11 protein-coding genes and 1 riboswitch are annotated in these 11,416 nt (G+C 66.3%); of the genes, 7 read left to right on the top strand and 4 right to left on the bottom strand.

Annotated features, from left to right (window positions below; translation table 11 throughout):
- Nucleotides 1-27 precede the first annotated feature (27 nt).
- From BLQ50_RS13330 to BLQ50_RS13320, 3 genes are all read left to right on the top strand, one after another.
- The gene (locus BLQ50_RS13330; RefSeq protein WP_175559134.1) at nt 28-1,014 is read left to right on the top strand and encodes an ArdC-like ssDNA-binding domain-containing protein; all 987 of its coding nucleotides are present in this window, start codon (nt 28-30) and stop codon (nt 1,012-1,014) included.
- A gap of 27 nt (nt 1,015-1,041) precedes the next feature.
- Nucleotides 1,042-1,410 carry a hypothetical protein gene (locus BLQ50_RS13325; RefSeq protein WP_093184483.1) on the top strand — a complete coding sequence of 123 codons (369 nt, stop codon included), beginning with the start codon at nt 1,042-1,044 and terminating at the stop codon, nt 1,408-1,410.
- Between the two features lie 319 nt (nt 1,411-1,729).
- The gene (locus BLQ50_RS13320) at nt 1,730-2,245 is read left to right on the top strand and encodes a helix-turn-helix domain-containing protein (protein WP_093184479.1); all 516 of its coding nucleotides are present in this window, start codon (nt 1,730-1,732) and stop codon (nt 2,243-2,245) included.
- A gap of 113 nt (nt 2,246-2,358) precedes the next feature.
- Here the strand turns inward: BLQ50_RS13320 and BLQ50_RS13315 are convergent, their stop codons facing one another.
- Together BLQ50_RS13315 and BLQ50_RS13310 are read right to left on the bottom strand one after the other, a co-directional pair.
- A complete protein-coding gene (locus BLQ50_RS13315; RefSeq protein ID WP_093184476.1) occupies nt 2,359-2,631 on the bottom strand; it encodes a DUF2933 domain-containing protein in 273 nt (90 codons plus the stop codon).
- Nucleotides 2,632-2,796: 165 nt separating this feature from the next.
- Nucleotides 2,797-3,582, bottom strand: coding sequence for a prolipoprotein diacylglyceryl transferase (locus tag BLQ50_RS13310; RefSeq protein WP_245701216.1), 786 nt, complete (start codon nt 3,580-3,582; stop codon nt 2,797-2,799).
- A 269-nt stretch (nt 3,583-3,851) separates the two neighbouring features.
- Between BLQ50_RS13310 and BLQ50_RS13305 the strand changes: the two genes are divergently transcribed.
- Both BLQ50_RS13305 and BLQ50_RS13300 read left to right on the top strand, forming a co-directional pair.
- Nucleotides 3,852-4,169 (top strand): heavy-metal-associated domain-containing protein, encoded by a 318-nt coding sequence (locus BLQ50_RS13305; protein WP_093184470.1) that lies wholly within the window; start codon nt 3,852-3,854, stop codon nt 4,167-4,169.
- Nucleotides 4,166-6,907, top strand: coding sequence for a heavy metal translocating P-type ATPase (locus tag BLQ50_RS13300; protein WP_093184467.1), 2,742 nt, complete (start codon nt 4,166-4,168; stop codon nt 6,905-6,907). Before BLQ50_RS13305 ends, BLQ50_RS13300 begins: the two co-directional genes overlap by 4 nt.
- Before the next feature lie 292 nt (nt 6,908-7,199).
- On the opposite strand, the gene BLQ50_RS13295 is transcribed toward BLQ50_RS13300, so the two are convergent.
- Complete coding sequence (locus BLQ50_RS13295) at nt 7,200-8,009, bottom strand: C40 family peptidase (protein WP_093184465.1); 810 nt, start codon at nt 8,007-8,009, stop codon at nt 7,200-7,202.
- A riboswitch (cyclic di-AMP (ydaO/yuaA leader) is annotated at nt 8,008-8,179 on the bottom strand. It overlaps the preceding gene by 2 nt.
- An 854-nt stretch (nt 8,180-9,033) precedes the next feature.
- Between BLQ50_RS13295 and BLQ50_RS13285 the strand changes: the two genes are divergently transcribed.
- Together BLQ50_RS13285 and BLQ50_RS13280 are read left to right on the top strand one after the other, a co-directional pair.
- A complete protein-coding gene (locus tag BLQ50_RS13285; protein ID WP_245701215.1) occupies nt 9,034-9,657 on the top strand; it encodes a DUF305 domain-containing protein in 624 nt (207 codons plus the stop codon).
- An 82-nt stretch (nt 9,658-9,739) separates the two neighbouring features.
- The gene (locus BLQ50_RS13280) at nt 9,740-10,618 is read left to right on the top strand and encodes a F510_1955 family glycosylhydrolase (RefSeq protein WP_093184457.1); all 879 of its coding nucleotides are present in this window, start codon (nt 9,740-9,742) and stop codon (nt 10,616-10,618) included.
- A gap of 10 nt (nt 10,619-10,628) precedes the next feature.
- Here BLQ50_RS13280 and BLQ50_RS13275 read toward each other — a convergent pair whose 3' ends face one another.
- Nucleotides 10,629-11,198, bottom strand: a complete 570-nt coding sequence (locus BLQ50_RS13275; protein WP_245701214.1) for a M15 family metallopeptidase — start codon at nt 11,196-11,198, stop codon at nt 10,629-10,631.
- Between the last annotated feature and the right edge of the window lie 218 nt (nt 11,199-11,416).

The following is an 11,416-nucleotide window of genomic DNA, read 5'->3' as shown; positions in this document are numbered from 1 at the left end:
CCGTCTGCTGAGGACAAACTGACGGCCTTGCATGCCCAGCTCATGTCCGCGGTCGAGGCTCTCGCGTCCTCGGATGAGTGGATGCAGATGCTGCGGGCGGCGGCGCGGTTCCCGACGTACTCACCGTCCAACGTCCTCCTGATCAACGCCCAACGCTCCACGGCGACCCGCGTCGCAGGGTTCCGGACCTGGACCCAGCTCGGGCGGCACGTGGTCAAGGGTGAGAAGGGCATCGCCATCCTCACGCCGTGCACCTACGGGCCTCGCGCCACCTCGGCCGAGAACGCACCACCGGCGCATGCACGAGGCTCAGACGCGGTGGGCGCTGATGGACTTGGCCCGGGGGACACCGACCAAGCCCCCCGAAGGGTTCTGGCTGGGTTCCGGATCGTGCACGTCTTCGACCTGTCCCAGACCGACGGTAAGCCCCTGCCCGACGGCGCACCCGCGCTGCTCCAGGGCGCCGCGCCGGCTCACCTCTGGGACACGCTCGCCAGCCTCACCGGCGACGCCGGGTATGGGCTCGAGCGTGGTGACTGCGCTGGCGCGAACGGTTCTACGAGCTTCGCGACCCGCACGGTCAGGGTCCGCGCCGACGTCGCGCCTGCACAAGCGGCCAAGACCCTCGCGCACGAGCTCGGCCACATCCGCGCCGACCACGAGCACCGCCTCGTTGACTATCACCAGGACGCCTTGTGCCGCGGCCGGGCCGAGGTCGAAGCGGAGTCGATCGCCTACCTCGTGGCCACCGGCGCGGGGATGGACACCACGGGGTACACGGTGCCCTACGTCGCGGGCTGGGCCGGCGGCGACCCCCAGGTGCTGCGCGAGAGCGCCACCCAGGTGCTCACCGTCGCCCGCGGGATCGTGGCAGACCTCGAGGCGGCGTCGGGCATGGGGGAGCGGACGCCGGCGGTGACCCTGTCGGTGGTGCCGGTGACGACGTCAACTCACCATCCATACCCCGCCGAAGTGCCTACTCATCCACAGAACCCCGTTTTTGGCCTTCGGTGACGACCGGTGCGGGGTGAGCATCAGGGAATGGACACCATCCAGAGCTACCCCTACGACGCGGTCCTCGGTGACATCGGCATCATCAACGGCTGGATCATCACCCCCAACGGCGCCGCACCGCTCCAAGGCGCCCAGTGGATCGTGGCCGACCGCACCTGGACCTATTCGTACCTGCCGACCAGCAGCGTCGTCCTCGGACTGCTCCTGCTGTGCATCCCGTTCATTGGCTGGATTCTCGCGATTCCGGTGATGGCATCCCAGGCCACGGCGGTGACCGGGTATGTCGAGGTGACTGTCCTGACGCGGGGGTTGATCCACCTGACGCAGATCCCTGTGGCGACCGTGGGGCAGATCTGGAGCGTGTACAGAATGGTTCAGGGACTGCGGGTCATCTGATTTTGTACGAGGTGGTTCCGGTGCGTAGCGCCCAGGAAGCGTAGTTCGACGCGGTGATGGCGGTTCGGGTGCGGCGGGAATAGCCGCGTGGGTCCGGGGGAATTCCTCCCAGCTGGCTGAGGGCGCGGTCGTAGGGGAGGGCAAGTGATGCGACGCCCAGCTGGCTGTTGGGGCGTGGTCGGCGGTGGGAGCGGCGCGGGCGTGTTTGGTGATGGGACTGCGAGATCGCGACAGGATCACGTGGCGCTTGCCGCGGCTGGCAGATACGTCTACGATCGGATACGAGACGGCCCGACGGAATGCGGATGGAGGTCCGGCGATGAGCGTTGCAACACTGCTGCGGCAGGCGCGGCTGGACGCCGGCATGACTGCGCAAGAGCTCGCAGACCAGGCCGGTACGGCGCGCACCGCGATCTCCGCGTACGAGAACGGGCGCAAGTCCCCGACCGGAGACACCCTCACCCGGTTGCTCCACCTGACCGGGCACCGTCTTGAGGCCGCAGACGAGATCACGTTCCATGAGGTCCTGGGGGCGCGCGGCTCCGCCTACAGCGTCCCGTCACATCTGCCACGACTGAGCCCTCAACAGGCGACAAGGACCGTGACGCTGCCGTTGCACGTGGCGTGGTCGGGGCAGCGGCGCGAACTCGACCTCAGCGTGCGCAGCGACCGGATCCGCGCATACCGAGCGGTGCTGTCTGAGGGCAGCCCGGAGGACATCCTCTCGATCGTCGACGGGGCACTGCTCATTGACGCGTGGCCAGACCTGGACCTTCCACGAGGCCTGGTATCTCACTGGGCAGAGCTGATATCGAAGGACGTCGCCGTTGCCTAGAAGCCAAAGGAGGGTGCCTCCTGGTAGCAGCGGGGCAGGTCGATTCGCTCCAGAACAGCGAGCGGAGCCCGATGTCACCCTCCCGGGCCACTCCCGATCTTTCGGATCAGGGCTCAGTGGCCCTGGTGTACGGAGCTGCTCGGCGCCGGCGAGGTCGGGTTCGGTGCCGGTGGTTTCGTAGTGTCGTGGTCGGACTTGTCGTGCCCCTTCCTCATCATGAACATCATCCCGACCATCATCAACGGGCAGGCCAGTACGGCGGCCAGCGGCAGCGCTTCACCGAAGGAGCGCCCAGCGGCGAGCAGGACGACCAGCACCACTGCAGCGATACCCAGCATTCCCAGGAGGTGGGTCTTCCCACCGTGATTGTGACCCTGCTTGTTCATCGTCCTCACCCAGATCTCTCTCGTTGTGCGTGTTGTGGACGTCTTTCGCGAAGGTGTCGACGTCAACTGCTGACCTCATGAGACTGCGGGTCCCACCCGTGCGTGCAGATGCAGAAGCGACGAAGAATCACTGAAGATCTTCCTGCGTAGCCCGGAGCTGCCCTCTCAGGCGTTCGCCGTCTCGGGGAGGTGGGTCGGGCGGTGCGGTGCGCCCGGACCTCGGTCAGCGGTGAAGCGGAGCGGGCGGGCGCGGGCGACGAGGACTCCTCCTGCCACGACCGAGACGATGGACCACAGCTGTGGTTGGGTGAGCCCGAGCAGGGCGGGGTCGTTGACGCGGACGATCTCGACGAGGAAACGGGCGGTGCCACTCAGGACGAGGTATGCCCCGAAGACGGCTACGGGCTTCCACCGCCTGCCCAGTGCCCACAGTGCCGCGGCGATCACCACGGCCGCCAACGCCTCATACAGGGGGGTGGGGTGGACCGGGACGGTGGTGGCGACCACGCCGTTAGGGAACGACATCGCCCACGGCAACGATGACGGCTCGCCATAGGTGCCGTCACCGGAGAAGAAGCAGCCGAGCCGACCGATCCCGTATGCGACGGTGAGGGGCACGGCGATGGCGCCGGCGACGACGCCGAGTGGCAACCGGTGACGATGGATGACGACCAGCGCAGACAGCACGCCACCAACCAGGCCGCCGTACCAGGTGAACCCCATCCCGCCGAGGTCGTGGACAGTGATACCACCACCTTGCTCGAGCAAGAAGTAGATCTTCGCTGCGACGAAGCCCCAGACGGTCGCCCACAGCACCAGTGAGTGGGCCGAGTCTCTCTTCAGACCCTGACGCTCGAAGGCGCGGCCGAGCAGATAGGCCCCTGCCAGGGCAGCGAGAGCCTTGCTCACCCCGTAGGTCTGGACGTCTACGCCCAGGATCGAGAACAGCACCGGTTGCACGATTGTCTCCGTCCGTGGGCGCGGCGGCTGGCCTGGTGCCGGGTCCGAGCCGTGCCCACCATGAACAGTTGCGGACCTGGACGAAGAACACCATGAGGAACGGTCAAGGTTCGATGAAGACCAGCACATAGACGCGCTCGTCGCTCAGAGGGACGCGACGCTTCATCGAATCTTCGTCGATCCCGTGTTGACGTCGTCGCGAACCAGGTCCATTGTTGAGATACCCCCCCGGGGTACTTGCCGAGCTGGAAGGTTGAATCATGGTCACCACCGCGTTTGCCGTCGAGGGATTGACCTGCGGGTCGTGCCTGGCCGAGGTGCTGGAGCAGATGCGCACGGTCGCTGGGGTGAGCGGCGCGGCCATCGACCTGGTCGTCGGTGGCCGATCGCCCGTCGTGGTCACCAGCGGTGCAGCCATGAGAACCGACCAGATCCGCGCGGCGGTCGAGCAGGCAGGGTTCGTCTTGGCGGCCGACGACAGGCGCGCCGGTCCCCACGACCACGGACCTGAACATGTCCTGGCGACGCGAATCAGCGAGCTAGACAACAGTGAGTTCTTTCTTGGAGGTGTGCGATGACCGGTTCTGAGATCGTCATCATCGTCGCGGCCCTTGCGTTGACCGGCTTCATGGCGTGGTTCTTCTTCGGTCCGAAGAAGGTCCGCCAGGCCGTCATGGACGAGGGAGTGCAGGTGGTCAGGGTCAAGGTCCAGGGTGGCTACAGCCCGGACGTCATCCAGGTGACCCGCGGGGTCCCGGTGCGGATGGAGTTCGACCGGCAGGAGACGGGAGACTGCACTTCCCGGGTGGTCATGCCGGCCTTCAAGGTCAACCAGATCCTTCCGGCCTACCAGACCACGACAGTAGAGCTCATGCCGGAGACGACGGGTGACTTCGAGTTCGCCTGCGGTATGAACATGGTCCGAGGTCACCTGCATGTCACGGATGCCGGGGCGCCCGCGAGCGGACCGGGCCTGGCGAACGAGGTCACCGCACCAATAGCTACAAGCCGTGCTCGGCCTGCGCAGGAGGCCTTGCAGGGCGCGATGTCCGGAGTCCTCCAGACGGACGAGGGCGCGGAGGAGCGTGACGTGGAGATCCGTGACTTGCGACGGCGTGTGGTCGTTGGTGCGGTGCTGACCTTGCCGGTGCTCTTCGCCGTCATGGCGCGAGATGTCTTCATGGCCGACTGGGTCCCAGCACCTCTGCTGGACCCCTGGATACAGCTCGTCCTCATCGCCCCGGTGATGCTCTACACCGGGTGGCCCGTGCACCGCACCGGGTGGTTGGCGCTGAGCCATCGCGCGGCCGACATGAACTCCCTGATCACGCTGGGCACCATCGCTGCCTTCGGATACAGCCTCGTCGTCACCTTCGCGCCGGGGGCGCTGCCGGTGGAGGTGCGTGAGGTGTACTACGAGGCGGTCGGGGTGATCATCACCCTGATCCTGCTCGGTCGACTGCTGGAGACCAAGGCCAAGGCCGGCACCGGTGAGGCGATCCGGACCCTGATCGGGCTGCAGCCGCGCACCGCTCGTGTCATCCGCGACGGGACGGAGGCCGACATCCCGATCGAGGAGGTTGTCACGGGAGATGTCGTGGTCGTGCGCCCAGGAGAGAAGCTTCCGGTGGACGGGGAAGTGCTCGAGGGCCGCTCCGCTGTGGATGAGGCGATGGTCACCGGGGAGCCCATCCCGGTGACCAAGACGACCGGTGACACTGTCATCGGCGCCACCATCAACCAGACCGGGACCTTCCGCTACACCGCGACCAAGGTCGGGTCAGACACGATGCTCGCCCAGATCATCAAGCTGGTCCGCGAGGCGCAAGGTTCCAAGGCCCCGATCCAGCGCCTGGTGGACGAGGTCTCCAGCTACTTCGTGCCCGCGGTCATCGCGATCGCGATCTGGACCTTCGTGGTCTGGTCACTGGTCGGCCCCCCACCGGCCTTCATCTTCGCCATGGTCGCAGCCGTCTCGGTACTGATCATTGCCTGCCCATGTGCACTGGGTCTGGCCACCCCTTTGTCGATCACGGTGGGCACGGGGAAGGGGGCTGGCGCCGGCATCCTCATCCGCTCGGCCGAGGCCTTGGAGACTGCCCACAAGCTCGACACCGTCGTGCTGGACAAGACCGGAACCATCACCAAGGGCGCCCCTGCGCTGACCGATGTCCTTCCGGCTCACGGGTTCGCCAACGACGAGCTGCTGGCGTTGGTCGCGGCCGTGGAGCGGCCCTCCGAGCACCCGCTCGCCACCGCGATCGTCGCCGGTGCCCGCGAGCGGGGGCTGCGACTCGAGGAAGCCGTCGCATTCGACTCCGTGACAGGTCAGGGGGTGCGGGCCCTGGTCGCAGGCCGCGAGGTCCTGGTCGGCAACCAGCGCCTGCTGCTCGGGGCTGGCATCGACCCCGACGAACTGGCCGCTGATTCGGGCCGGCTCGCATCTGACGGCAAGACCCCGATGCTCGTCGCCATCGACGGCCGACCGGCCGGGGTGATCGGCGTGGCAGACACTCTCAAGCCCGGCTCTGCCGCCGCAGTCGCCGCCTTGCAGGCTCGCGGCCTCGACGTGGTGATGATGACCGGCGACAACCGCGCCACCGCTGCCGCCATTGCCCGACAGGTCGGCATCCGCCGCGTGGTCGCCGAGGTCATGCCCGAGCACAAAGCGCGCGAGATCCAACGACTGCAGGCCGAGGGACGGGTCGTCGGCATGGTCGGGGACGGCATCAACGACGCTCCCGCACTGGCCCAGGCCGACGTCGGCTCGGCCATCGGCACCGGCACAGACGTGGCCATCGAGTCCTCAGACATCACCCTGATCTCCGGCGCGCTCTCCGGCCTCGTGACCGCGATCGACCTGTCCCGGGCCACGATGCGCAACATCAGACAGAACCTGGTCTTCGCGTTCATCTACAACGCGATCGGGATCCCGATCGCCGCCGGGGTGCTCTACCCGGCGTTCGGTTTGACCCTGAGCCCCATGATCGCCGCGGGGGCCATGGCACTGTCGTCGCTGTCGGTGGTCGCCAACGCCAACCGGCTCCGCAGGTTCACGCCGCGGACCATCCCAGACGCTGTCCGCGTACCAACCATCGACCCGGTGGTGGACGTCGGACGCGATGAAGAGAAGGTAGGAGAAATGTCCAAGGTGACCGAGAAGGCCATTGATCCGGTCTGTGGAATGGCCGTCGACCCGACTACAGCTGCGGCCAGCGCCGAGTATGGGGGCGCCACGTACTACTTCTGTTCCAAGCACTGTGCAGCCAGCTTCAAGGCAGACCCCGCCAGCTTCACCGCGCCAGCCACGGCGTGAGGAACTCCTCCCAGGGCTTCGGGAGGGAGGAGAGCGCGGCTCGTTTGTTGATACCACGCCGACCATGACCGGTGGCACCGAGGTCATAGCGGTGGCCGAGCAGATGAAGTCCTACAGCACGAGCCACGAGGGCTCGTGCTGTAGGACGGTCCATCCAGACGGAGCCAGAGCATGCTTGTCGGTCTGGGACCCAGACGGACAGGTCTCCGCGCCATCCACGGTCCCGCGAGGCTCTTGTGCCTGGGTTGCGTCAGGGCCCAGGGGAGCGTCCTGCGGGGCCTGGAAACCGGTGTCAGCCCATGCGGACGAAGGTCGGGTTCGACTGCCAGATGTCGCGGAACTGGATGGTCTTACCGGGCTTGGGTGCGTCGATCATCGTGTTGCCGCCCGCGTAGATCCCGATGTGGCCGGGGGAGAATATGAGGTCTCCGGGCTGTGCCTGGTCTCGTGACACCACGGTGCCGGCTGCTTGCTGGGCCCCTGAGGTGCGGGGGATGGTGATGCCGACTTGGGCGTAGACGTAGGAGGTGAAGCCGGAGCAGTCGAATCCGCTGGGGGTTGTTCCTCCCCAGACGTAGGGCACGCCGACGTACCGGCTGGCCGCTTCGATGATGGCGCTCCCGGAGGCCGCGGCGGGGATCGAGACCTCAGCGGGGGCTTCGGCCGGTGCGGCCGCAGTCTCGCTCGCGACAGACCGGGTCGACGCGCGCTCTACCGAGCGCGACGCGGCGGGTGCGGACCGGACCGGCTCCGGCTCCGGCTCGGGTTCCGGTGCAGGCGTGACCGTGACGGCGGTGAGCTCGACGGTCCACGATGCGTCCGCGGCGACGGTGACAGTGGGCGCCACCTCTAGTGCTTCCTGCGCCTGGGCGGTCAGTGCGTCGACGTCCACGGTGCTTGGTGACGAGGAGCTGGCAACGGGTGCTGCTGAGGCGGGGGATCCGACGAACATCGAGACGAGAAGCCCGGAGGAGGCTGCAGCGACCACTGTTCGGCGGCCGATGCTGGTTGCCCCTGAGGAGGTGCTGTGCAGCAGCGTCGTGAGGGGTGTGATGGGGCGCCTGGCCGCGCGGTGGCGGGCAGAGTTCACCTTCGGGTTCATGTTCTCTCCATGACGCCTGCGAGGTTAGCTGTCGGGTTCGGGTAGGAGAACACCCGGCCGATGACCCTCGGGTCATGCGGCTTCACCCCAAGGACGCTGGATACAGCGCCCACTTCTGGGTCCCCCGTCCCTGCCAACGAGTACTTGGGAACCTCGGGCGGTGGCAGGGCTAGACGTGCCGCTCGAGCGCTTCACTGGCCTGTCGCCTCTGTGGAGTGTGTCGAACGTACAGCACATGCCTTCGGTATGTCACGGGACGATCACGACGGCCGAGCAGGGTGGAGCGTGTCGGGTCACCTGGTTCCCGAGTGACGACGGCGTGGGGGAGTGACATGACATCGAAGCGTGGACCATGTGAGCAGATGCGCATCCGAGCCCAGGTCACCGGTGCGCGTCTGTAGGTGCGCCTCCCGGTGATCCGGTCACTCGATGTGAGCGTGTGACGTAGGACTCATCAAGCCTCTCAGGAACCTTTGTTACCGTGACCGTACTTGTGATCTGGAATTTGGGGGAGAGATGGCCGCCCGGGTGAGCAGCATCGAGCGCCTCGGCGCTGCCGTCGTCCTGCTCTTCGTAGTGCTCGCCGGCGTAGCGATGCACAGTGTGTCCGAGGGTGGCCACGGAGGGCGCATGGAGCTCGAGGCGCCGATGTCGGTCGCTTCGGGCCTGCCCGGCGAGACGTGGACGACGCCCTCGGCATCAGCGGTCGCACTCCTTCCCCTCGTGCACCCCGCGGCTGAGAGTTCGCTCCACGACGCTCTCGTTGTGTGCTGCGCTCTGGTCGCAGCGGCGATCTTGGTACCCGTTGTCTCTAGGTGGATTCTGGGCAGGAACCGACCGAGCCGCATGTGCTGCCGCGCCCTGGGCATATTGGTGGCAGCGCTTGCGCATCATGATCGAGGCAGTCGACCCATCGTGGCGCACTCTCTGTGCGTTCTACGGGTGTAGGAGACCTCTGGTTGCCGCCCTGCGGCAAACCCCGAGCGACCACACCCAGATCCCGTCCCTCAGGGACGGGCAGACGATGGAGCCCTACATGAACACCAAGACACGCATTGTTGCACTTGCCGCATCCTTGGCGCTGGCAACAACTCTCGCCGCGTGCGGCGATACTGCGCCAGAGTCGGAATCAGCATCCACGACGCAGGAGACAGCGGAGAATTCTGCCGTGGCGGCGCACAACGATGCCGATACCGAGTTTGCGCAGATGATGATCATTCACCACGAGGGCGCAGTCGAGATGGCTGACCTCGCGGCAACGAATGCTGGGAACCAGGAGGTCAAAGACCTTGCGGCGGACATCTCGTCCGCCCAAGGCCCCGAGATCGACACCATGACGTCGTGGCTTGATGCCTGGGGTGAGTCCGCCTCGCCTGACGGTGGCATGGAAGGTATGGATCACGGCGACATGCAGATGGAAGGCATGGACCAGGAAGCGGTCATGACCGAGCTCAGTGCCCTGACCGGAACCGAGTTCGACCGACGGTTCCTGGAGCTGATGATCGACCACCACGAAGGTGCAGTGGGGATGGCGCAGGAGGAGCTGGACGCGGGCGAGAACGCAGACGCCCTGGCGCTTGCCCAGACGATCATCGACGCTCAGACGACCGAGATCGCCACGATGCAGGGCATGCTCGACAGCCTCTGACTCAGTTCGCCTTCCCGTGGCGGGACAGCGTGAATCGCTGTCCCGCCACGTCCCGTGCACTCTCGCTCCTCAAGGACCCTCAATGCGCCCTCATCCCACCGCACGATCGGCCTCTGCGCTCTCTCTTGCCCTTGTTCTGGCCCTCGCGGGTTGTGCCACGTCGCCAGTCACGCAGAACGCAGCCGAGGACGCGTCCGGCGCGTCCTGGACCGAATTCGAGCACATCCATGGCATCGGTCTCAACCCCGGTGATGACAAGGTGTACGTAGCAACTCATCAGGGACTCTTCCGGCTCGATGATCCGACCCCGCAACTCGTCGGTGAGAGCCGAGGCGACATGATGGGCTTCGTAGTCACGGGGGCCGACACGTTCTTCGCCAGCGGCCATCCAGCTCCCGGCGAGGCCGCACCGGCGAATCTAGGTCTGTTGCGCAGCACAGACGCTGGAGTCGCATGGGAGGACGTTTCCCAGCGTGGGCGAAGTGATTTCCATGACCTCACGGGAGTCGAAGACCGCCTCTACGGCTTGGACTCCTCCGACGGACAGCTCAAGAGCAGCAACGACGCAGGTGTGACCTGGACGAGCGGCCCGACGATCGAGGCCCGAGACATCGATGTTGATCCGAACAACCCAGCCCGCCTCGTCGCAACGACGGAAGACGGACTTCTGGTGAGCACAGATGGTGGAGGAGAGTTCGCTCCTCATGAGGTCCAGCCGCCCGAGCGGCTGGTCTTGATCGCCCATGTCCCTGGTCGCTCGGACCAGATGACGGCCTCTCTGGCGGGTCTGGACGCGTCGGGCAGGCTCTGGGTGTTGAACGGGGCGGGGTGGGCAGGCACAGGCGTGTCCCAAGAGACACCAGAAGCCTTCACCGCGATCGGGGAGGAGTCCTACCTCGCGGCCTTCGACGGCATTGTCTACCGGACCGGAGATGCGGGGCGCTCGTGGTCTCAGGAGTGAGCCCGCCCGACTACTTGCGGTAGACCCAATGCCACGGCTCCCGGGGAGTGTCTTCCACGAACCCATAGCGTCCAGCGTTGGCCCGCATCCAAGCTTGTGCCTGGGAGTTCAGGTCAAGATCGAGAGCGATGCCCCAGCCGTGAGGACTTGTGCCCGGGGTAGCCGCGAGGCCCCCCTGGGAGTACAGGCCCTTGCGTTCTGCGACGTCAACCTGCGCTGCGTAGGAGCGATAGGAATCCGTGATCCCGATCGAGACCCCGTCCTCCGCCGCGTCCGTGAGTAGCTGTTCGAACGCCTTTCCGGCCGGAGCCCACAGTCGATGCCCCGTACCTGCGACGTCAATCAGTTCTGTGCGAGGGACTTCACCGTTGCCATAGCGAGCCAGGTCAGCGGGAACACCTGCCGCTGACCATGACGCCGTGGAAGACCCCGCAGAGTCGACCAGTGACAGGTCGTCGACGGCCTGTCCGAGGGCTTGGTCGAAGGACACCGAGCGCACGATGTCTGGAAGGTCGGGGCGGGGTGGGGAGAAGGAGCCGATCGTCGCTTGAATCTCGGTGATCCGCTGAGAGATCGCCACGATCCCGTCCATGTCTGCCTGCCCTTCACGTATTCGACTCATCCCATCGACCACGGCGCGCGCTCTATGAGAGGTCGGCGTGACGTGGCCACCTCGCCGTTCACGCGTCTCAGAGGCTGCGGGAACGTGGAATGTCCGGGACCATCCGTTCGGTCTCGACGATACCCCATGGGGGTAACCTCGAGAGGTCGCTCGAGATCCGTTACCGAGGAGTCGCC

It is taken from the genome of Sanguibacter gelidistatuariae, from assembly GCF_900096585.1.
In the GTDB taxonomy this organism is placed as follows: Bacteria; Actinomycetota; Actinomycetes; order Actinomycetales; family Cellulomonadaceae; genus Sanguibacter; species Sanguibacter gelidistatuariae.
Note: the sequence above shows the minus strand (reverse complement) of the source record. Positions and strands in the feature narration are given on the sequence as shown.

What these genes read in the sequence shown, in the direction of transcription:
- BLQ50_RS13325 (WP_093184483.1), top strand. Translation starts at nt 1,042, where the DNA reads ATGGACACCATCCAGAGCTACCCCTACGACGCGGTCCTCGGTGACATC.
- BLQ50_RS13320 (WP_093184479.1), top strand. Translation starts at nt 1,730, where the DNA reads ATGAGCGTTGCAACACTGCTGCGGCAGGCGCGGCTGGACGCCGGCATG.
- BLQ50_RS13315 (WP_093184476.1), bottom strand. Translation starts at nt 2,631, where the DNA reads ATGAACAAGCAGGGTCACAATCACGGTGGGAAGACCCACCTCCTGGGA.
- BLQ50_RS13305 (WP_093184470.1), top strand. Translation starts at nt 3,852, where the DNA reads ATGGTCACCACCGCGTTTGCCGTCGAGGGATTGACCTGCGGGTCGTGC.
- BLQ50_RS13300 (WP_093184467.1), top strand. Translation starts at nt 4,166, where the DNA reads ATGACCGGTTCTGAGATCGTCATCATCGTCGCGGCCCTTGCGTTGACC.
- BLQ50_RS13295 (WP_093184465.1), bottom strand. Translation starts at nt 8,009, where the DNA reads ATGAACCCGAAGGTGAACTCTGCCCGCCACCGCGCGGCCAGGCGCCCC.
- BLQ50_RS13285 (WP_245701215.1), top strand. Translation starts at nt 9,034, where the DNA reads ATGGAGCCCTACATGAACACCAAGACACGCATTGTTGCACTTGCCGCA.
- BLQ50_RS13280 (WP_093184457.1), top strand. Translation starts at nt 9,740, where the DNA reads ATGCGCCCTCATCCCACCGCACGATCGGCCTCTGCGCTCTCTCTTGCC.